The following is a 20,946-nucleotide window of genomic DNA, read 5'->3' as shown; positions in this document are numbered from 1 at the left end:
CATGACAGATGTAACCGTAAAATCGCTGGCCGCAGAAATTCAGACTCCGGTCGATCGCCTGGTACAGCAATTTGCTGATGCGGGTATCCCTAAGTCTGAAAATGACGCGGTGAGCCAGCAAGAGAAAGAAACCTTACTATCTCATCTGAACCGTGAACACGGTCAGGTCGGTTCAGCTAAGCTGACATTGCAGCGTAAAACGCGCAGCACCTTGAATATTCCAGGCACCGGGGGTAAAAGTAAGTCGGTGCAAATTGAAGTCCGCAAAAAGCGTACCTATGTGAAAGGTGATGCAGAGTCTGAGCAAGCTCAGGCAGAAGCTGAAGCCGAGGCGCAGCGTGAAGCGGAAGAGCAGGCGCAACGCGAGGCTGAAGAAAAAGCCCGTCGCGAAGCTGAACAGAAAGCGCAACGTGAAGCCGAAGACAAAGCAAGGCGCGAAGCCGCTGATAAGGCCAAACGTGCAGCAGCGGAAAATGACAAAGTGACAAATCAACCTACCGACGAAGTGACAAAGGCTGCGCAATCAGACAAAGCCCGTCGCGAAGCAGAAGCTGCTGAACTGAAGCGTAAAGCTGAAGAAGAAGCGCGCCGTAAGCTGGAAGAGGCTGCCCGCCTCGTAGCCGAAGAAGCCCGCCGTCTGGCTGAAGAGAAATCAGCTGAATGGGAAAAACCGGAAGAAGAGGATAAAGGCGACTATCACGTCACCACTTCTACCCATGCCCGTCAGGCGGAAGATGAAAACGACCGTCAGGTTGAAGCAGGTCGTGCGCGTGCGCGGACGACTGCTAAAGCTGCGCGTCCGGCGAAAAAAGGCAACAAACACTCTGAAGCCAAAACTGACCGTGAAGAAGCGCGTGCGCAGGTTCGTGGTGGTAAAGGCGGCAAGCATCGCAAACCTAGCGCACTGCAGCAGGGCTTCAACAAGCCAGCGCAGGCTGTTAACCGTGATGTTGTGATTGGCGAAACCATTACCGTAGCCGAACTGGCTAATAAAATGGCAGTGAAAGGTTCTCTGGTCATCAAAGCGATGATGAAGATGGGCGCAATGGCGACTATCAACCAGGTGATCGATCAGGAAACTGCACAACTCGTTGCCGAAGAGATGGGCCACAAAGTGACCCTGCGTCGTGAAAACGAGCTGGAAGAAGCGGTAATGGACGATCGTGATACCGATGCTGCGCAGGAGTCTCGTGCGCCGGTTGTCACCATCATGGGCCACGTCGACCACGGTAAAACGTCTCTGCTGGACTATATCCGCTCCACTAAAATCGCCTCTGGCGAAGCGGGCGGCATTACACAGCACATCGGTGCTTACCACGTTGAAACTGACAACGGTATGGTCACCTTCCTGGATACCCCGGGCCACGCCGCGTTTACCGCGATGCGTGCACGTGGTGCGCAGGCTACCGACATCGTTATCCTGGTGGTTGCAGCAGACGATGGCGTAATGCCACAGACTGTTGAAGCTATTCAGCACGCCAAAGCCGCGAAAGTGCCGGTTGTGGTTGCCGTGAACAAGTGCGATAAGCCAGAAGCGGATCCGGATCGTGTTAAAAACGAACTGACCCAGTACGGTATCATTCCGGAAGAGTGGGGCGGCGAAAACATGTTCGTGAATGTCTCTGCGAAAGCGGGTACCGGCATTGATGATCTGTTAAACGCTATCCTGCTGCAGGCGGAAGTCCTGGAACTGACCGCTATCCGTGAAGGTATGGCGAGCGGCGTGGTGATTGAATCGTTCCTCGACAAAGGTCGTGGTCCGGTTGCCACCGTGCTGGTACGTGAAGGTACGCTGAACAAAGGCGACATCGTTCTTTGTGGTTTCGAATATGGCCGTGTTCGTGCAATGCGTGACGAGCTGGGTCGCGAAGTCATGGAAGCGGGTCCGTCTATCCCGGTTGAGATTCTGGGCCTGTCCGGTGTGCCGGCTGCGGGTGATGAAGCGACTGTGGTACGTGACGAGAAGAAAGCACGCGAAGTTGCACTCTATCGTCAGGGCAAATTCCGCGAAGTTAAACTGGCTCGCCAGCAGAAATCTAAGCTCGAGAACATGTTTGCTAACATGACCGAAGGCGAAGTATCTGAACTGAACATCGTTCTGAAAGCTGACGTTCAGGGTTCTGTCGAAGCCATCTCTGATTCTCTGCAGAAACTCTCCACCGATGAAGTGAAGGTGAAGATTGTGGGTTCAGGCGTCGGCGGGATTACCGAAACCGATGCGACCCTGGCGGCTGCTTCTAACGCCATTCTGCTTGGCTTCAACGTTCGTGCCGATGCCTCTGCGCGTCGCGTCATTGACGCAGAAAGCCTGGATCTGCGCTACTACTCTGTCATCTATAACCTGATTGACGAAGTTAAAGCGGCGATGAGCGGTATGCTGGCACCAGAGTACAAACAGCAGATCATTGGTCTGGCTGCGGTCCGCGACGTATTCAAATCACCGAAGTTTGGCGCCATTGCCGGTTGTATGGTGACGGAAGGTAACATCAAACGTCACAATCCAATCCGTGTCCTGCGTGACAACGTGGTGATTTACGAAGGCGAGCTGGAATCTCTGCGTCGCTTTAAAGATGACGTCAACGAAGTGCGTAACGGCATGGAGTGCGGTATCGGCGTGAAGAACTACAACGACGTTCGCGTTGGCGATATGATCGAAGTGTTTGAAATCATCGAAATTAAACGCACCATCGAGTAATAGACTGCTGATGTGTTGCAATTTGGGAGGCCTCTGGCCTCCCGAATTATTTGGGAGAAATAATGATGGCGAAAGAATTTGGTCGCCCGCAGCGCGTTTCACAAGAGCTGCAAAAAGAGATTGCGATGATCCTGCAGCGTGAGATTAAAGATCCACGTCTCGGCATGATGGTCACGGTGTCTGGCGTTGAAGTGTCACGCGATCTTGCCTACGCAAAAGTGTTCGTCACTTTCCTCAACGACAAAGATGAAGATGCCATTAAACATGGCCTGAAAGCGCTGAAAGAAGCGTCAGGTTATATTCGCATTCTGCTGGGTAAAGCGATGCGTCTGCGCATCGTGCCTGAGCTGACCTTCTTCTACGATAACTCGTTAGTTGAAGGGATGCGTATGTCCAATCTCGTCACCAGCGTTGTGAAGAATGATGCTGAACGTCGTGGTCCTGACGCCACTGGCGATGACGAGGAGGCGTAATGAGTCGTCCGCGTCGTCGCGGTCGCGACGTCCATGGCGTGTTGTTGCTGGATAAGCCACAAGGCGTCTCGTCGAATGATGTCCTGCAGAAAGTAAAGCGTATCTTCAACGCTAATCGCGCAGGACACACCGGCGCGCTTGATCCCCTGGCCACTGGCATGTTGCCAATTTGCCTGGGTGAAGCAACCAAGTTTTCTCAATATCTGCTGGATTCCGACAAACGCTACCGTGTGATAGCCCGACTGGGCGAGCGGACTGACACGTCAGACGCCGATGGCAACATCGTGCAGACGCGTCCGGTCAGCTTCAGTCAGGCCGAACTCGATAGCGCCCTGGAGAGCTTCCGCGGCGAAACGCTGCAGGTGCCCTCAATGTTTTCGGCACTGAAGCATCAGGGACGTCCGCTGTATGAGTATGCGCGTCAGGGCATTGTGATCGAGCGTGAACCGCGTCCGATCACGGTCTATGAGCTGCAGTTTATTCGCTGGCAGGATAATGAGCTGGAGCTGGAAATTCACTGCTCCAAAGGCACCTATATCCGCACCATCATTGATGATCTGGGTGAAAAGCTGGGATGCGGTGCGCATGTCACCATGCTGCGTCGTGTGCAGGTTGCCCGTTATCCCTATGAAAGGATGGTGACGCTGGAGCAGCTCAATACCCTGCTGGCGGAAGCCACTGACGCTGGCATCTCACTGGAATCGCAGCTTGATCCGCTGCTGCTGCCAATGGACAGCCCGGCCTCTGATTTCCCTGAAGTGAATATCCCGACTGCCGTGGCAGATTTGTTCCGCCTGGGACAGCCAGTACAGGCGAGTAATGCGCCTGCACAGGGACTGGTCAGGGTATCAGAAGGCGAAGCGCGTAAGTTTATCGGCATGGCAGAAATTGCCGCTGATGGGCGTCTTGCGCCGCGTCGTTTAGTGGTTGAGTATCAGGATTAAGTCGTGCGGCCACTTTTCGCTGATGGGGCGTTTGCGTTGCTATCAGGCGCAGAGTAGAATAGTGCGGCTTTAAAGCGGGATGCTGAATTAGAGATCGGCACCCATACATTCATTTATTACCGGAGTTTATTATGTCTCTAAGCGTAGAAGCTAAAGCAGAGATCGTTGCTAAATATGGCCGTGGTGCTAACGACAGCGGTTCAACCGAAGTTCAGGTTGCCCTGTTGACCGCGCAGATTACCCATCTGCAGGGTCACTTCTCTGAGCACAAAAAAGACCACCACAGCCGCCGCGGTCTGCTGCGCATGGTATCTCAGCGTCGTAAGCTGCTGGACTACCTGAAGCGTAAAGACGTTGCACGCTACAGCAGCCTGATCGAAAGTCTCGGTCTGCGTCGCTAAGTCTGAAAAATCTGATCGTCGGGGCATTATGTGGTTTTTTGCACTGTGTGCAGCTTACGATCAGATTTGTGCGAGTTTCGTGAAGAGGGGGCCTTTATGGCCCCTTTTTTCGAGCAATCGGCAGCAATCCGGTCCAAACTGATGTATTGTTGCTTAGTGTGATCTTTAGTTTGCAGAATTTCGCGCGGCTAATGAGAGGCTTTACCGCAGAGGCGGTCGAGGGTTGTCATTAGTCGCGAGGATGCAGCTGAAGATTGGTAATCAATGGCGGGCTACAGATAGCCATGCCCCGAAGTTAAGGACTTTGACTTTGCTGAATCCGATCGTACGCAAATTCCAATATGGTCAACATACCGTCACGCTGGAAACCGGCATGATGGCTCGCCAGGCGACAGCCGCTGTAATGGTGAGCATGGACGATACTGCAGTGTTCGTCACTGTTGTAGGTCAGAAAAAATCTAAACCAGGTCAGGACTTCTTTCCACTGACCGTAAACTATCAGGAGCGTACTTACGCTGCTGGTCGTATCCCAGGCAGCTTCTTCCGTCGTGAAGGCCGTCCAAGCGAAGGCGAAACGCTGATTTCGCGTCTGATTGACCGCCCGATTCGTCCACTGTTCCCGGAAGGCTTTGTTAATGAAGTCCAGGTTATTGCAACCGTGGTTTCTGTTAACCCACAGGTTCACCCGGACATCGTTGCGATGATGGGTGCTTCTGCCGCGCTGGCGCTGTCAGGTCTGCCGTTCAATGGCCCAATCGGTGCAGCGCGCGTAGGGTATATCAACGATCAATATGTTCTGAACCCAACTGCAGATGAGCTGAAACAGTCTCGTCTGGATCTGGTTGTTGCGGGTACGCAGAATGCCGTTCTGATGGTTGAATCTGAAGCTGAGATCCTGTCAGAAGAGCAGATGCTGGGCGCTGTGGTCTTTGGCCACGATCAGCAGCAGATTGTTATCGAAAACATCAATGCCCTGGTTGCAGAAGCTGGCAAACCACGCTGGGACTGGCAGCCAGAAGCGGCTAACACCGCACTGATTTCTCGTGTTGCTGCCCTGGCAGAAGCGCGCATCAGCGATGCTTACCGCATCACTGACAAGCAGGAGCGTTACACGCAGGTTGGCGTCATTAAAGACGAAACCATTGCTGCTCTGCTGGCTGAAGATGAAACGCTGGATGGTTCAGAAATCGGCGATATCGTGCATAGCCTCGAAAAAACCGTCGTTCGTACCCGTATCCTGAATGGCGAGCCACGTATCGATGGCCGTGAAAAAGATATGATCCGCGGTCTGGACGTGCGTACTGGCGTATTGCCACGTACCCATGGTTCATCACTGTTCACCCGTGGTGAGACGCAGGCGCTGGTTACGGCCACGCTGGGTACAACCCGCGATGCGCAGAACCTGGATGAGCTGATGGGCGAACGTACCGACAGCTTCCTGTTCCATTACAACTTCCCTCCGTACTCTGTCGGCGAAACCGGCATGGTAGGTTCGCCTAAGCGTCGTGAAATTGGTCACGGTCGTCTGGCGAAACGTGGCGTGTTAGCCGTTATGCCAAAAGCGGAAGATTTCCCTTACACCGTGCGTGTAGTGTCTGAAATCACCGAATCTAACGGTTCTTCTTCAATGGCCTCTGTCTGTGGTGCTTCACTGGCGCTGATGGATGCAGGTGTGCCAATCAAAGCCGCCGTTGCGGGTATCGCAATGGGTCTGGTGAAAGAAGATGAGAAGTTTGTGGTTCTGTCTGACATCCTGGGCGATGAAGATCACCTGGGCGACATGGACTTCAAAGTAGCCGGTAGCCGTGAAGGTATCACCGCGCTGCAGATGGACATCAAAATCGAAGGCATCACGCGTGAAATCATGCAGGAAGCGCTGAACCAGGCTAAGGGTGCGCGTCTGCACATCCTCGGCGTTATGGAACAGGCTATCAGCACACCGCGTACCGAGATTTCTGAATTTGCTCCACGCATCTACACCATCAAAATCAGCTCTGACAAGATCAAAGATGTGATTGGTAAAGGCGGCTCAGTGATTCGTGCACTGACCGAAGAGACCGGCACAACGATTGAAATTGAAGATGACGGCACCGTTAAAATTGCTGCGACCGATGGTCTGAAAGCGAAAGAAGCGATTCGTCGTATCGAAGAGATCACTGCAGAAATCGAAGTGGGCCGCGTTTACAGTGGTAAAGTGACCCGCATCGTTGACTTCGGTGCCTTCGTCGCTATCGGTGGTGGTAAAGAAGGTCTGGTTCACATTTCACAAATCGCTGATAAGCGCGTTGAGAAAGTGACTGATTATCTGCAGATGGGTCAGGAAGTGCCGGTTAAGGTGATGGAAGTTGATCGCCAGGGCCGCGTACGTCTGAGCATCAAAGAAGCGACAGAATCTAAGCCGCAGACTGAAGAAGCTGCAGCGGTGATTACACCTGACGCGGAATAAGACGTTGCTGGTTTGCCCCTCTTTGCCTGGCAGAGAGGGGCGTTTGTATCATCGCGAGGGCGGGAATCCTTGTGCACAGCAGGCGGATGACAGGATGGTTATCCCAATGTTTGTATTCGGGAGTGGGAAATGAAGCCTTTTCTGCGCTGGTGTTTTGTTGCGACAGCTTTGACGCTGGCAGGATGCAGCAACTCCAATTGGCGTAAGAACGAAGTTCTTGCAGTGCCTTTACAGCCCACACTGCAGCAGGAAGTGATACTGGCGCGCATGGAACAAATTCTTGCCAGTCGCGCTCTCACCGATGATGAACGCGCACAGCTGTTATATGAGCGCGGAGTGTTGTATGATAGTTTAGGTCTGCGGGCATTAGCGCGGAACGATTTTTCGCAAGCGCTGTCTATAAGACCAGATATGCCCGAAGTGTTTAACTACTTAGGCATATATTTAACGCAGGCGGGCAACTTTGATGCCGCCTATGACGCGTTTGATTCTGTACTTGAGCTTGATCCAACTTACAACTATGCGCATTTAAACCGTGGTATCGCCCTCTATTACGGCGGTCGATACAAGTTAGCGCAAGATGATCTGCTGGCGTTTTATCAAGACGATCCTAACGATCCTTTCCGCAGTCTGTGGCTCTATCTCGTTGAACGTGAGATGGATGCTGACAAGGCAAAAGTGGCGCTTCAACAGCGTTACGACAAAGCGGCGAAAGATCAATGGGGATGGAATATTGTCGAGTTCTACCTTGGAGATATCAACGAGAAAACGTTGATGGAAAGTCTCAAGGCGGACGCAACGGATAACACCTCGCTCGCTGAACATCTCAGTGAAACCAACTTCTATTTAGGTAAGTACTACCTAAGTCTGGGGGAGAAGGACGACGCGAAAGCGTTGTTCAAACTGGCGGTGGCCAACAACGTCAATAACTTTGTTGAACACCGATACGCATTGTTGGAACTGGCGCAACTCGGCCAGGCACAAGACGATTTATCAGAATCTGACCAGCAATAGCTGACGAACTTAATTTGCCTGTAAAACCTGTTAAGTCATCATCTTAAAGGATGAAGGCTTTTCTGTTCGTCAAAACTTTTAATTTGAGCCGGTTCACACTTTTTGATGAAAATGACTGAAAGTTTTCACGACGAGTTATGTAGACTGGCCGCCGCAATCTAAGAGGCACGTGTACTACATGACTGATATTCAAACCACTTTTGCTGACCTTGGCCTGAACGCCGACATCCTTGAATCACTGAATGGCATGGGCTACGTAAAGCCATCCCCAATCCAGGCTGAGTGTATTCCTCACCTGCTGGCGGGCCGTGACGTGTTAGGCATGGCGCAGACCGGGAGTGGTAAAACTGCGGCTTTCTCTCTGCCGCTGTTACACAACATTGATCCTACTGTTAAAGCGCCACAGATCCTGGTGCTGGCACCTACCCGCGAACTGGCGGTACAGGTTGCTGAAGCAGTTACCGAATTCTCTAAACACATGCGTGGCCTGAACGTCGTCGCCCTTTACGGCGGCCAGCGTTATGACGTGCAGCTGCGCGCACTGCGTCAGGGTCCACAGGTTGTTGTAGGTACGCCTGGTCGTCTGCTTGACCACCTGAAACGCGGTACGTTAGACCTGTCTAACCTGCGTGGTCTGGTGCTGGATGAAGCTGATGAAATGCTGCGTATGGGCTTCATCGAAGACGTTGAAACCATCATGGCACAGATTCCAGCGGATCATCAGACTGCGCTGTTCTCTGCAACTATGCCGGAAGCGATTCGTCGTATCACTAAACGCTTCATGAAAGATCCACAGGAAGTGCGTATTCAGTCAAGCCTGACCACGCGTCCTGATATCAGCCAGAGCTACTGGACTGCTTATGGTCGTAAGACCGATGCACTGGTTCGCTTCCTGGAAGCTGAAGACTTTGATGCTGCTATTATCTTCGTGCGTACTAAAAACGCGACCCTTGAAGTGGCAGAAGCGCTGGAGCGTAGTGGCTATAACAGCGCCGCGCTGAACGGTGACATGAACCAGGCACTGCGTGAGCAGACGCTGGAACGCCTGAAAGATGGTCGTCTCGACATCCTGATTGCAACCGACGTTGCGGCCCGTGGCCTGGACGTAGAGCGCATCAGCCTGGTTGTGAACTACGACATCCCGATGGATTCAGAGTCTTACGTTCACCGTATCGGCCGTACCGGTCGTGCCGGTCGTGCTGGCCGTGCGCTGCTGTTTGTTGAGAACCGCGAGCGTCGTCTGCTGCGTAACATCGAACGTACAATGAAGCTGACCATTCCTGAAGTTGAACTGCCTAACGCAGAACTGCTGGGTGAGCGTCGTCTGGCTAAATTTGCCGCGAAAGTACAGCAGCAGCTGGAAAGCAGCGATCTGGATCAGTACCGTGCTCTGCTGGCTAAAATGCAGCCTGAAGATGAAATGGATCTGGAAACACTGGCAGCTGCACTGCTGAAGATGGCACAGGGCGAACGTCCTCTGATTCTGCCACCAGAAGCACCACGTCCTGCACGTCGCGAATACCGCGATCGTGACGAGCGTGATGGCCGTCGTGACAGCCGTGAAGCGCGTGGCGATCGTGCTCCGCGTGAAAACCGCGAAAGCCGTGATGGCGACCGTCCACGTCGCGAACGTCGTGACGTTGGTGAAATGCAGCTGTACCGCATTGAAGTAGGCCGCGATGATGGTGTTGAAGTTCGTCACATTGTTGGCGCTATCGCTAACGAAGGCGACATCAGCAGCCGCTATATCGGTAACATCAAGCTGTTTGGCACCCACTCAACTATCGAGCTGCCGAAAGGCATGCCAGGCGATGTGCTGCAGCACTTCACCCGTACGCGTATTCTGAACAAACCGATGAATATGCAGCTGCTGGGTGATGCACAGCCAAACGAAGGCCGTGGTGATCGTCGTCCAGCTGGCGGTGAGCGTCGTGGTCCAGGTGCTGGCGGTCCGGGCGCAGCTAACCGTGAAGGTGGTCGTCGCTTCTCTTCTGAACGCCGTGAAGGTGGTCGTGAAGGCGGTGGACGTACATTTAACCGTGAAGGTAGCCGTGGTCCACGTCGTGAAGAAGGCGCAGCTGCCGCTCCACGTCGTCGTGATGCATAACGACTTAGCGTCGTAGTAAAAAGGGAAGCCACTGGCTTCCCTTTTTTTATGCCCGTCAGGCACCGCCGCTAATCATGACGCGCTCTCCGCTGACATAGGCGGACTCCTCAGAGGCCAGAAAAAGCGCCACCTGCGCGACATCCTCTGGCAGACCAAAACGCCCCAACGGCGTAGCCGCCAGCAGCTGCGCTTTGAGCTGCGGACTCATCCTCTTCGCTGCCAGTAATCCCTCAGTCAGGATCATGCCAGGCGCCAGGGCGTTAACCCGTATGTTCCTGGCACCCAGCTCGCGCGCCAGTCCCTGAGTCAGGGTATCCACCGCACCTTTGGTGGCTGCCCAGAGTACGGAGCCCGGCGTGCTGTTTTTACTGTTAAGGGCGCTGAGGTTAATAATGCTGCCGCCGTGCGCGGGGAAGTGGCGAATCGCCTGCTGACAGACCATCAGCGTGCCGAGCAGGTTAACGTTAATTTGCTGCTGCATCTCCTCCTGTGTCAGCGCCTCAAACTCGCCGTGATGAAAGCTGCCTGCATTGTTCACCACAATGTCAGGTGCGCCGAAACAGTCTGCGGTGGTGGCGAACAGCCGTTCCACATCCCGCAGGCGAGAGATATCTGCCTGAACTGCCACGGCTTCACTGCCCAGGGTGATGATATCGCTGACTACGTCAGCGGCCCCGACTTCATCCTGACGATAATTGACCACGACGCGTGCGCCCGCTGCGGCAAAGGCGATAGCAATCGCCGCACCTATGCCTTTCGAGGCGCCGGTCACCAGTGCGATTTTGTTCTGCAGTGCTTTCATTATGTCATTCTCCGCCGTAATGATTGCGTCGAAAGACTATGCGCGCTGGTGCTGAGAAGCGGGTAGCGCAATCCTGCAAGCTTTTTGCACAATCCTGCAAAAGTGCCTTATCGCAACAGGTATTTGGCCGGAGGTCAGGTAATATCAGCACAGCGAGCAGGAGGGGGAAGAACAGAGTGACAGAGAGTGATAAGTGGCAGGCGCTGGCACAGTTAATTGCCCGTCATGCGCCGGAGGATGGCCGGCATTCCAGTGCCATCGATTGCTTGTTTTTTGGCCGGGTTTCAGCGCCCACTGAGCCCATGCACTTTGCTCAATGGGCCAGTTTTGCGCTGGTGGCGCAGGGCAGTAAAGCGCTGCATATGGGTGATGAGGTGCTGCACTATGGGCCGGGTGATCTGCTGCTGGTGACTCTCGATATGCCGGTACGCGCCTGCGTGACTGTCGCCACGCCGGAAAAGCCGAATCTGGGGATTGGTATTGCCATCAACGAATCCCGGCTGAGGCGCTATCTTGAAAAGTTTCCTCCCGCGCTGCCGCTGGCGATCGCACCTGATGAACGCGGCGTCACCGTACACAAAGTCTCACCTTTGCTGGTGGATGCGGTCATTCGACTGGTACGCCTGCTTGACCATCCCGAAGATATTGATGCTCTGGCTCCGCTCATTGAGCAGGAGATTTTCTACCGGTTGCTGACCGGGCCAGAAGGCTCGCGGATTTTAAACATGGCGCTGGCTGAGCGGCCGGGCAGTCGGGTGGCACAGGCTGCACGCTGGCTGCGGGAGAATTTTCATCAGCCGCTGAAAATCGATCAGCTTGCCAGTAATGTCGGCATGAGTATCTCTTCACTGCATCATCACTTCAAAGCCGTCACTGCCATGACGCCGATGCAATACCAGAAACAGCTTCGGCTGAATGAGGCACGGCGTTTAATGTTGGTTGAAAAGCTGGATGCCGGTACGGCAGGTTATCGGGTGGGGTATCAGAGCGCGTCACAGTTCAGCCGGGAGTATCGCCGCCTGTATGGGCAATCACCGGCGAGGGACAGCCGTGAACTGGCGGTGAGCACGGAGACCCGCCGCCCACCGCAAAACTGATTAGAGGCTGTTTGCCGCTTCCATCGCAATGGCAAAGGATTTGAGGCGCGCATCGCGGTTAAAAATCTGGCCGTTGACCATAATCTCATCCGCCTGGGTTTCACGCATCAGTGAGGCCAGCCCATGACGCACTTTATCAATATCGCCGACCAGTGACATGCTGAGTGCCTGCTGAACACCATATTGTTCTGACGGTGACCAGAGGTTATCCATGTTTTCAACCGGTGCCGGTAGCGGGCCCGGTTTGCCGCGGCGCAGGTTAATAAACTGCTGCTGCATTGAGGTAAACAGGAAACGTGCATCCCGCTCATTATCAGCGGCAACCACATTAATGCAGACCATGGCATAAGGTTTGTCGAGACGCGCCGATGGCTTGAAGTTCTCGCGATAGACGTGCAGGGCCTGGAACAGCTGGTCAGGCGCAAAGTGGGAGGCAAACGCAAACGGCAGGCCCATTTTTGCTGACAGCTGTGCGCTGTAAAGACTGGAGCCGAGCAGCCAGACCGGAATTTTCAGACCCAGACCGGGCACCGGTTGCACTGGCAGCTGCGCATCCGCGTCAGCATCGAACCAGTTAATCAGTTCAGCGACATCTTCGGGAAAGGTGTCGATGTGCATGTTGGCCTGATGACGGCGCAGCGCCATCATGGTGCGCTGGTCAGAACCTGGCGCACGACCTAAGCCGAGATCAATACGCCCAGGATAAAGGGAAGCTAGCGTGCCAAACTGCTCGCCGATGACCAGCGGCGCATGGTTAGGCAGCATGATCCCGCCCGATCCCAGCCTCAGGGTCTCGGTATTCGCCGCCAGATAGCCAATCAGCACTGACGTCGCGGCGCTGGCAATCCCTGTCATGTTGTGATGTTCAGCCAGCCAGTAGCGTTCGAAACCCAGTTTTTCCGCCTGACGCGCCAGCGCCAGTGAATTATGGAACGCATCCCTTGCGGTCGCGCCCTGTGGAATCGGCGCAAGATCCAGTACGGACAGGCGAAGAGGTTTTTTATCAGACATGACTACTCCCGTTGAATGGCGCAGGCATTAAGTGAAGGCCTGCACCATTAAGTATTACGCATCATTCCTTCTATTAAAACTGCTAACCTGTGCAGGAATATAGCCGGTATGTGCTTTTACTCAGGAGACCAGCGTCATACCCGCCAGTTTGCGCCAGTAACCGTTACAATCGCTGCCTTTCGCGACCATTAACGGTGCCTGGCCGTTTTCATTGGCGCGGAAACGGTCGATCTCCGCCAGCGTCGTGACACCCTGCGGCGAGAGCCGGACACAATCAACCCGATCGCGCATACCGGCCAGATCGTTACCCAGGTTATAGCAGTAGCCGCTCATGGTCTGAATGCCATTGAGGACGAACACCTGCTGTCCCTCCTGAGAGTTAACGCGACGGCCTGCTGGATAGTTGATGCAGCAGGTTTCGCAGTCATCTTTCGCGCGGTTTTCCGAGCGGGCGGTGAAGCAGCGCGCCGAGAGCGCCAGCGGCAGATGACCGTAGCCCAGCACCTCCACCTCAAATTGCTGCCGGATACCTCGTCTCTCGCACTGCTCCAGCAGCTGTAGCAGCCAGTCACGGGACATCTCCACCGGCATACACCAGCGCGTCATGCCCTCTTTGACCAGCAGTTGTAGCGTGTCAGCGTTATAGACATTCAGCGTCGGGCCCGCGACAAAAGGCAGGTGACGTTCAGCGGCCATATTGACCGCGCCGATATCATTAGCTTCAATCAGAAACTCGCCGTTCTCAACGTAACGCTGCAGCTCTTTCAGCTCAGAGGGTGACTGCAGCAATGCCAGCGTGCTCAGCACCACCTGTTTGCCGCTGGCCGCGACTTCGCGGGCCAGATCCATCCAGCGCGCATAGGGCGTGGCGCGGCGTTTACTGCACACCGCTTCGCCGAGATAGATAATATCTGCGCGACTGCGGACAGCCTGTTGATAGAAATCTTCCAGCGTATCGGTTGGCCAGTACCAGAGCACCGGCCCAAGGGCATATTGCATCATGACTCCTTATTGCCATTCACGGTGATAAGCACCCAGCGTGGTTTGCGTGCCCTCGGAGAGATCGCCCAGCGTCTGCATCCACTGCGGCGCGACGTCAAACTGTTCCGGCTGCGCTTTGCAGCGATCGATGGCCTGACGCCAGACGCGCGCCACGTCAGCAACATAGGCGGGACTGCGCTGACGGCCTTCGATTTTCACTGAGGCGATGCCTGCCCGCAGCAGTTCCGGCAGCAGTTCCAGGGTGTTGAGGCTGGTGGGTTCTTCCAGCACGTGATAACGCTGATTGTTAACCTCATAACGCCCTTTACATAGCGTCGGGTAACCTGCACTTTCGTCCGGCGCGTAGCGATCAATCAGCACTTCATTGAGACGTGACTCCATGCCCTTTGGCGTCTGCTGCCAGCGCACAAATTTCGCCGGGGAACAGGCGCCCGCGCTGTTAGGTGATTCGCCAGTCAGCCAGGAGGAGAGGTAGCAGCGGCCTTCGGCCATAATGCACAGGCTGCCAAAGGCGAACACCTCCAGCGGCACCGGCGTGCTGCGCGCCAGCTGTTTAACCTGATGAATCGACAGCACGCGCGGCAGCACGACACGTTGCAGATTGAAGTGGCGATGGTAAAAGCGAATTGCCTCCAGATTGGTCGCGGAAGCCTGGACAGAGAGATGACGTTCAACCTGCGGATAGTGCTTCGCGGCATATTCCAGCGTGGCGATATCGGCCAGGATCAGCGCATCGGCGCCGTTTTGCGCCGCTACATCGATTGCCCGCTGCCAGCGCCCCATACCATCCGGATGGGCAAACGTGTTAATTGCCACATGCAGTTTGCGCCGATGCTGATGCAGATAGCGCGCCGCTTCAGCCAGCTTTTTATCGGTGAAATTCAGGCCCGCAAAGTGACGGGCATTGGTGTCATCTTTCAGTCCCACATAGACTGCATCAGCCCCATTCTCTGTGGCGGTGCGGACGGCGGGTAAATTTCCTGCCGGACAGAGCAGTTCCATAGATGTTCCTCTCAACATGCGATGGGCGTCGAGTCTAGGCATCTGATCCGGCAAGAGTGTTGATTTGGGGCAGAAAAATTCCAGTTCATCCGTACTGGCGGCACTTTTTTCCTTGCCACCGCAGCCGTTTTTATTGATCTCAGAGGAGGCGCGCAGAAAAGGATATGGCAATATACGTAAAATTTTCTAAAGGGAGTGACGAAAGTGTTAGAGCGGATACATGCCCATTTTGTAAAAAACGGCCCTAAAATCTTAGGGTTACCCGCAGCACTCACCCCATTTCCGGTCAAACAGTTGATTCTGCAACAACTCTTAAACTGGCAATTTCGCCATGCTTTGGCTGAAGGTGAGTTAGACTTTCTGAACGGTCGCCTGCTGGGTATCGAGATTGCCGATCTCAATCTGCACTGGATCACCACGCTGCAGGACGGCCGACTGGCGGTATTGCAACAGTCCGAAGCGGATGTCTGGTTTCGGGGCAATGCCAATGATCTGTTGCTGGTGGCAGCACGTAAAGCAGATCCCGATATGCTGTTCTTTCAACGCCGGCTGGTGATTGAAGGTGACACTGAACTGGGACTTGAGGTGAAGAACGTAATGGATGCTATTGAACCTGAGGCTATGCCCACCGCGTTACGCACGGCAATTGAACAGATGGCGAAATTTATCGATGCCGGTATGAAACAGGACGCGAAGGCCGCACGGGCGCGCGCGGGTGCCGCATGTTGATCCGTAGCGAAATTGGTGTTGATGCCGCGGGCATCGACGCATTGCTCAAACGCTGCTTCAGCACCCCGGCAGAAGCGGAACTGACTCAGGCGCTGCGTGAAGATGGTCTGCTGACGCTCGGCGTGGTCGCCACTGATGAGGAAGGACAGGTGCTGGGTTATGCCGCATTCAGTCCGGTCAGCGTTCAGGGTGAAGATCGCGGCTGGGTGGCTCTGGCACCGCTGGCCGTCGATGAGACGCTACGCGGCCAGGGTCTGGCCAGCAAGCTGATTTATGAGGGGCTGGATACGCTCAATGAATTTGGCTACAGCGCGGTCGTCGTGCTGGGCGATCCGGCGCTGTTCAACCGTTTTGGTTTTGAACCGGCGGCACGTTACGGTCTGCGCAGTCGCTGGCCGGGAACAGAGGCCGCATTCCAGGTCTACCGTCTGGCGGAGAATGCTTATGACGGCGCGGAAGGGCAGATCGACTACGCCGAACCCTTTAATCGCCAGCCGTAATACTCAGCCAGCTCTCCAGACTGATCGGCTGAGCCGCCACCAGCAGTAATTTCTGTTGGCGGGGCAGTTGCTTAACCTGATACTCCAGTCTGGAGGCGCTGGCACGATCGCCCGCTGCACAGTGAAACACCAGGTCCAGCGGACCTTTGCCGCGTAGCGCACGTGCGCCACGCCCGCTCTGGTGCTGAGCGACCCGGCGCACCACATCCGTGGTGATGCCGGTGTACAGAATCCCTTTCGCCGTGCGGACGATGTAGAGTTGCCACTGCTGACTCATCGCAATCATTTCCCAAAAAAAGGTGCCGGGCAGTGTAGCGCGCTTCACGCTCTGGTGCACCGCCAGGAGTTTATCTTGTCCGATCACGCCCATCTGGTTCGCTACCTCAGAAAGCAGCATGTGCTTTCACTCTGCTGTACCGCCGACGATCAGCTGTGGTGCGCTAACTGCTATTACGTCTTTGATGAGACGCGCATGGTCTTCTGGATCATGACCGAACCCGATACCCGCCATGGCGAGTTGATGGTGCAGAATCCGCAGGTGGCGGGCACCGTTAATGGTCAGCCCAGAAGTGTGTTGCTGATAAAAGGGGTGCAGTATCGTGGCTGGATTAAAAGGCTGGAGGAGGCCACAGAGCAGATTGCCAGAGCCGCTTACCAGAAACGTTTTCCGGTCTCACGCAAAGTGTCGGCACCGCTGTGGGAGATTGAGCTGGATGAGGTGAAAATGACGGATAATGCGCTGGGATTCGGCAAGAAAATTGCCTGGGTGCGGGAAAAATAGAAACGCCCCTTTCAGCTGAAAAGGGCGTATCGGGTTTACAGCGCTTCGAGGATCCGCAGGGATTCACGATTAAAGGCCGGTAAATCGTGCGGCGTGCGGCTGGTGACCAGCTTATCGCCGTCTACCACCACTTCTTTATCATGGAAGTCAGCACCGGCATTGATCAGGTCAATGGCAACGGCTTTAACCGTGGTCATCTTGCGACCGCGAACGCCATTCGCGCTGATCAGCAACTGTGGCCCGTGGCAAATGGCAAAAATGGGCTTGCCGCTGGCAACAAACTCTTTGGTAAAGGCCACGAAACGATCGTCGCCGCGCAGGGCGTCAGGCGAGTGACCGCCTGGCAGAAGCAGGGCGTCAAATTCAGCCGGGCTGACGTCATCGATGCTGCGATCGATGGTCACTTCCGCTTCGCCTTGCTTGCCTTTAACAACATTACCGGCTTGTTTCTCAATGGTAACCACCTCAAAACCAGCGCGTTTATACACTTCCGCAGGTGAAGTAAATTCTGAGTCTTCAAATTCATCGGTAATTAAAACCGCAACTTTCTTGCTCATCTTTTTCCTCCTGAAATTTGTGGAGCGCGAGGCGCGCTTTCCGGATAACGCTGTAAGTCTGGTCGCTGAGAGTCAGAACGCAAGCCAGCCCGTGAAGATCAGCTATCTTTTAACCTATACGCAGTGAAATAAGGACGAATCTGAGATGAATCGCGTATTACTGACCGGTGCAACCGGCTTAGTCGGGTCGCATCTGCTGCGCTTACTGATTCAGGATCCGCGCGTCGATGAAATCATCGCGCCAACCCGACGGCCACTGCCTGTGATGCAGAAAGTCGTGAACCCGGTTGAAGCCGATCTCACCGATGTGCTGGGGCCGCTGGACTGTTCACTGGATACGGTGTTCTGCTGTCTTGGCACCACGCGTAAGCAGGCGGGCAGCAAACAGGCATTCATCCACGTCGATTACACTCTGGTCGTGGACAGTGCATTGTGCGGATTACGCTTAGGGGAGAAGCAGATGATGGTGGTCAGCGCGCACGGCGCCAGTCGTCACTCACCGTTTTTATATAATCGTGTTAAAGGTGAAATGGAGAATGCGCTGCGTCATCAGGGCTGGCCGCGCCTGACGCTGGTGCGGCCTTCACTGCTGCTGGGAGAGCGCAAGCAGAAGCGCGGCGGTGAAAGCCTGGCGGGGCCACTTTTCGCGCTGCTGCCGGGTAACTGGCGCGCCGTGCATGCGCGCGACGTCGCGCGCTGTCTGCACCAGCAGGCTTTCACCCAGGGAGGTGAGAGTGTCACTGTCATTGAGTCAGGCGATATCCCGCGTCACTCAGCGTAACGGCCAGATAATCTGATTACGACTGCCGCGCCATTGCAGCGTGGCATCTTTCTCTTCTTCGACAAAGCGACCATCGATCAGTACGTCGAGATAGTCCAGCACAGCGCGCTGCGCGCTGTTCAGCTCCTGCATCCGGTAACCGGTCCAGAGCCAGATATCTTTATCGGGGCACGCCTGCCGCACCCGTTTTACCAGACGGCGGATGTGCGGCACGTTTTGCGGATGCAGCGGATCGCCGCCGCTCAGCGACAATCCCTGGCGCGGAATGCGCGTATCCTGCAAATCCGCCAGCAGTTGCTCCTCCATCTCAAGTGTAAAGGGCACGCCGGAGTCGAGCCGCCAGGTGCTCTGGTTGTAGCAGCCGCGACACTGATGTTCGCAACCGGCGACAAACAGTGTGCAGCGGGTGCCGGGACCATTAATAATATCGACATCATAGTAGCGATGGATATGCATCATCCCAGCGGTCCCTCTTCAAGATGTTTTACCCGACGCTGCACTTCCTGCTGCTTACCGGCGTTAAACGGCCGTGCATCCGGACTGCCCAGATAGCCACAGACCCGTCGGGTGACAGAGACGCGCGCCGGATCGTGGTTGCCGCAGTTCGGGCAGGTAAAGCCGCGGCTGGTACAGGTGAACTCGCCGTTGAAGCCGCACTCGTAGCATTCATCAATCGGTGTGTTAGTGCCGTAATAGGGCACGCGGTCATAGCTGTAATCCCAGACATCCTCCAGCGCTTTGAGATTGTGCTGCACATTCGGGTATTCGCCGTAACAGATGAATCCGCCATTCGACAGCGGCGGATAGGGTGCTTCAAAGTCGATTTTGTCGTAAGGATTGACCTTCTTCTCAACGTCGAGATGGAAGCTGTTGGTGTAGTAGCCCTTGTCGGTGACGCCCGGCACCAGGCCAAACTGCGCGGCATCAAGACGGCAAAAGCGGTCGCACAGATTCTCGCTCGGCGTGCTGTAAAGGCTAAAACCGTAGCTGGTTTCCTCTTTCCAGCGCTCGGTGGCATCACGCATACAGGCGATAATCTCCACACCTTTAGCACGCAGCGCCGCGTCATCGTAAGGGTGTTTATGACCGCCGCTGAGTGCATTCAGGGTTTCGTGCAGGCCGATATAGCCCAGCGACAGCGATGCACGGCCGTTTCGGAAAATAGGACCGACTTCATCATCCGCATTCAGCCGGACGCCACAGGCGCCTTCCATGTAGAGGATGGGCGCGACGCGTGCTTTGGTTTTCTCCAGCCGCGCCACCCGCGTCATGAGCGCCCGCTTAGCCAGCAGCAGGCGCGCATCGAGCAGCCTCCAGAAACGCGCCTCATCGCCGCCTGCTTCCAGCGCAATGCGCGGCAGATTCAGGCTGATCACGCCGATATTATTGCGCCCTTCATGAATCTGCTCGCCATTCTCTTCATAAACGCCCAGGAAGCTGCGGCAGCCCATTGGGGTTTTAAATGAGCCGGTCACTTTCACAACCTGATCGTAATTGAGGATGTCGGGATACATCCGCTTGCTGGCACACTCCAGCGCCAGTTGCTTGATGTCGTAGTTAACGTCGCCCGCCCGGCGGTTAACGCCCTCGCGAATGCTGAACACCAGTTTTGGAAACACCGCTGTTTTGCGATTTTTACCCAGCCCCGCTAGTCGGTTGCGCAGAATTGACTGCTGAATCAGCCGCGCTGCCCAGTCAGTCCCCAGACCAAAACCAAAGGTGACAAACGGCGTCTGGCCATTGGCGGTGTGCAGGGTATTCACCTCATACTCCAGCGACTGAAAAGCGTCGTAGCACTCTTTCTCCGTACGCTGGCGTGCATACTCTTCTGCCTGTGGAATCTGCCACTGCTCAGCAATCGCCAGATGCCGGGTATAGCTCTGCTCAACAAACGGAGCGAGCACTTCATCAATGCGGTTTATGGTGGTGCCACCGTAAATGTGGCTGGCGACCTGGGCGATGATCTGCGCCGTGACGGCGGTGGCGGTGGCGATCGATTTAGGCGGCTCGATCTCAGCATTGCCCATTTTGAAGCCGTTGGTCAGCATACCTTTCAGATCGATCAGCATGCAGTTGAACATCGGGAAGAAGGGCGAGTAGTCGAGATCGTGATAGTGGATCTCGCCGCGCTCGTGCGCCAGCACCACATCGCGCGGCAGGATCTGCTGCTGCGCGTAGTGCTTTGCCACGATCCCGGCCAGCAGATCGCGCTGCGTCGGGATCACTTTGCTGTCTTTGTTGGCATTTTCATTCAGCAGCGCCGCGTTGGTCTGATCGACCAGGCCGCGAATGGCGTGATGTAACTGGCTCTGACGATCGCGAGCGACATCGCGATCGTGCCGGTATTCAATGTAAGCGCGCGCCAGCTGCGGGTATGGGCCCGCCATCAGCGTTTCTTCCACTGCACACTGAATCTCCCGGATATCCACTTCCGGACGATCGGCCAGCCGCAGGGCAACCTGCTCAGCGACCTGCGTGCACCAGGCCAGGTCATCGACCTCTGCTGCCTGTGCCGCCGCCGCGACGGCCTGCTCAATACGCTGCGCATCAAAACCCGTCCGACATCCATCACGCTTGATGACCACCGTCGCCATTTCTCTCTCC

21 protein-coding genes are annotated in these 20,946 nt (G+C 55.3%); 13 read left to right on the top strand and 8 right to left on the bottom strand.

Annotated features, from left to right (window positions below; translation table 11 throughout):
* Position 1 precedes the first annotated feature (1 nt).
* The 8 genes from infB to IAI47_RS16990 all read left to right on the top strand — a co-directional run bounded on the left by infB (position 2) and on the right by IAI47_RS16990 (position 10,080).
* A complete protein-coding gene (infB, locus tag IAI47_RS17025) occupies positions 2-2,695 on the top strand; it encodes a translation initiation factor IF-2 (protein ID WP_003851068.1) in 2,694 nt (897 codons plus the stop codon).
* 65 nt (positions 2,696-2,760) lie between these two features.
* Complete coding sequence (rbfA, locus tag IAI47_RS17020) at positions 2,761-3,168, top strand: 30S ribosome-binding factor RbfA (protein ID WP_033731320.1); 408 nt, start codon at positions 2,761-2,763, stop codon at positions 3,166-3,168.
* Entirely contained in the window at positions 3,168-4,112 is a 945-nt protein-coding gene (truB, locus tag IAI47_RS17015) for a tRNA pseudouridine(55) synthase TruB (protein WP_008925424.1), read from the top strand. The genes rbfA and truB overlap by 1 nt, the downstream gene beginning before the upstream one ends.
* Positions 4,113-4,243: 131 nt before the next feature.
* The gene (gene rpsO / locus IAI47_RS17010) at positions 4,244-4,513 is read left to right on the top strand and encodes a 30S ribosomal protein S15 (protein ID WP_003851063.1); all 270 of its coding nucleotides are present in this window, start codon (positions 4,244-4,246) and stop codon (positions 4,511-4,513) included.
* A 310-nt stretch (positions 4,514-4,823) separates the two neighbouring features.
* Positions 4,824-6,959, top strand: coding sequence for a polyribonucleotide nucleotidyltransferase (gene pnp / locus IAI47_RS17005; protein WP_003851060.1), 2,136 nt, complete (start codon positions 4,824-4,826; stop codon positions 6,957-6,959).
* Positions 6,960-7,088: 129 nt separating this feature from the next.
* Complete coding sequence (nlpI, locus tag IAI47_RS17000; RefSeq protein ID WP_003851059.1) at positions 7,089-7,973, top strand: lipoprotein NlpI; 885 nt, start codon at positions 7,089-7,091, stop codon at positions 7,971-7,973.
* 105 nt (positions 7,974-8,078) lie between these two features.
* Positions 8,079-8,135, top strand: a complete 57-nt coding sequence (yrbN, locus tag IAI47_RS22205; RefSeq protein ID WP_098053093.1) for a protein YrbN — start codon at positions 8,079-8,081, stop codon at positions 8,133-8,135.
* A gap of 16 nt (positions 8,136-8,151) precedes the next feature.
* Positions 8,152-10,080 carry a DEAD/DEAH family ATP-dependent RNA helicase gene (locus IAI47_RS16990; RefSeq protein ID WP_003851058.1) on the top strand — a complete coding sequence of 643 codons (1,929 nt, stop codon included), beginning with the start codon at positions 8,152-8,154 and terminating at the stop codon, positions 10,078-10,080.
* Positions 10,081-10,135: 55 nt separating this feature from the next.
* Here IAI47_RS16990 and IAI47_RS16985 read toward each other — a convergent pair whose 3' ends face one another.
* Complete coding sequence (locus IAI47_RS16985; RefSeq protein WP_008925425.1) at positions 10,136-10,882, bottom strand: SDR family NAD(P)-dependent oxidoreductase; 747 nt, start codon at positions 10,880-10,882, stop codon at positions 10,136-10,138.
* A gap of 176 nt (positions 10,883-11,058) precedes the next feature.
* Between IAI47_RS16985 and IAI47_RS16980 the strand changes: the two genes are divergently transcribed.
* Positions 11,059-11,979: an AraC family transcriptional regulator gene (locus tag IAI47_RS16980; RefSeq protein ID WP_003851054.1), complete on the top strand. Its 921-nt coding sequence runs from the start codon at positions 11,059-11,061 to the stop codon at positions 11,977-11,979.
* On the opposite strand, the gene IAI47_RS16975 is transcribed toward IAI47_RS16980, so the two are convergent.
* From IAI47_RS16975 to IAI47_RS16965, 3 genes are all read right to left on the bottom strand, one after another.
* Positions 11,980-12,990 carry a luciferase-like monooxygenase gene (locus tag IAI47_RS16975; protein WP_008925426.1) on the bottom strand — a complete coding sequence of 337 codons (1,011 nt, stop codon included), beginning with the start codon at positions 12,988-12,990 and terminating at the stop codon, positions 11,980-11,982. It lies immediately after the preceding gene.
* Between the two features lie 120 nt (positions 12,991-13,110).
* The gene (locus IAI47_RS16970) at positions 13,111-13,989 is read right to left on the bottom strand and encodes a U32 family peptidase (RefSeq protein ID WP_008925427.1); all 879 of its coding nucleotides are present in this window, start codon (positions 13,987-13,989) and stop codon (positions 13,111-13,113) included.
* Positions 13,990-13,998: 9 nt separating this feature from the next.
* A complete protein-coding gene (locus tag IAI47_RS16965; RefSeq protein WP_008925428.1) occupies positions 13,999-14,994 on the bottom strand; it encodes a peptidase U32 family protein in 996 nt (331 codons plus the stop codon).
* Positions 14,995-15,198: 204 nt separating this feature from the next.
* Between IAI47_RS16965 and IAI47_RS16960 the strand changes: the two genes are divergently transcribed.
* Positions 15,199-15,723, top strand: a complete 525-nt coding sequence (locus IAI47_RS16960; protein WP_003851052.1) for an SCP2 domain-containing protein — start codon at positions 15,199-15,201, stop codon at positions 15,721-15,723.
* Positions 15,717-16,223 (top strand): GNAT family N-acetyltransferase, encoded by a 507-nt coding sequence (locus IAI47_RS16955; protein ID WP_008925429.1) that lies wholly within the window; start codon positions 15,717-15,719, stop codon positions 16,221-16,223. Before IAI47_RS16960 ends, IAI47_RS16955 begins: the two co-directional genes overlap by 7 nt.
* On the opposite strand, the gene IAI47_RS16950 is transcribed toward IAI47_RS16955, so the two are convergent.
* Complete coding sequence (locus IAI47_RS16950; protein ID WP_033743118.1) at positions 16,207-16,500, bottom strand: GIY-YIG nuclease family protein; 294 nt, start codon at positions 16,498-16,500, stop codon at positions 16,207-16,209. The two genes, IAI47_RS16955 and IAI47_RS16950, sit on opposite strands and share 17 nt — an antisense overlap.
* A gap of 75 nt (positions 16,501-16,575) precedes the next feature.
* Here IAI47_RS16950 and IAI47_RS16945 point away from each other — a divergent pair, with 75 nt between their 5' ends.
* On the top strand, positions 16,576-17,004 hold the full coding sequence (locus tag IAI47_RS16945; protein WP_033743101.1) for a YhbP family protein: 429 nt from the start codon (positions 16,576-16,578) through the stop codon (positions 17,002-17,004).
* 35 nt (positions 17,005-17,039) lie between these two features.
* Here IAI47_RS16945 and IAI47_RS16940 read toward each other — a convergent pair whose 3' ends face one another.
* Positions 17,040-17,561, bottom strand: a complete 522-nt coding sequence (locus IAI47_RS16940; RefSeq protein ID WP_003851045.1) for a type 1 glutamine amidotransferase domain-containing protein — start codon at positions 17,559-17,561, stop codon at positions 17,040-17,042.
* Between the two features lie 145 nt (positions 17,562-17,706).
* Here IAI47_RS16940 and IAI47_RS16935 point away from each other — a divergent pair, with 145 nt between their 5' ends.
* Positions 17,707-18,342: an NAD-dependent epimerase/dehydratase family protein gene (locus tag IAI47_RS16935; protein ID WP_187961158.1), complete on the top strand. Its 636-nt coding sequence runs from the start codon at positions 17,707-17,709 to the stop codon at positions 18,340-18,342.
* On the opposite strand, the gene nrdG is transcribed toward IAI47_RS16935, so the two are convergent.
* Positions 18,334-18,798 carry an anaerobic ribonucleoside-triphosphate reductase-activating protein gene (nrdG, locus tag IAI47_RS16930; RefSeq protein ID WP_181162224.1) on the bottom strand — a complete coding sequence of 155 codons (465 nt, stop codon included), beginning with the start codon at positions 18,796-18,798 and terminating at the stop codon, positions 18,334-18,336. The genes IAI47_RS16935 and nrdG overlap by 9 nt on opposite strands.
* A complete protein-coding gene (nrdD, locus tag IAI47_RS16925) occupies positions 18,798-20,936 on the bottom strand; it encodes an anaerobic ribonucleoside-triphosphate reductase (RefSeq protein WP_008925433.1) in 2,139 nt (712 codons plus the stop codon). The genes nrdG and nrdD overlap by 1 nt, the downstream gene beginning before the upstream one ends.
* Positions 20,937-20,946 lie beyond the last annotated feature (10 nt).

Origin of the sequence: Pantoea sp. MT58 (assembly GCF_014495885.1) — a bacterium.
GTDB classification, from domain to species: domain Bacteria; phylum Pseudomonadota; class Gammaproteobacteria; order Enterobacterales; family Enterobacteriaceae; genus Pantoea; species Pantoea eucalypti.
The sequence above is the reverse complement of the archived record's forward strand: the minus strand, read 5'-3'. Positions and strand labels throughout refer to the sequence as shown.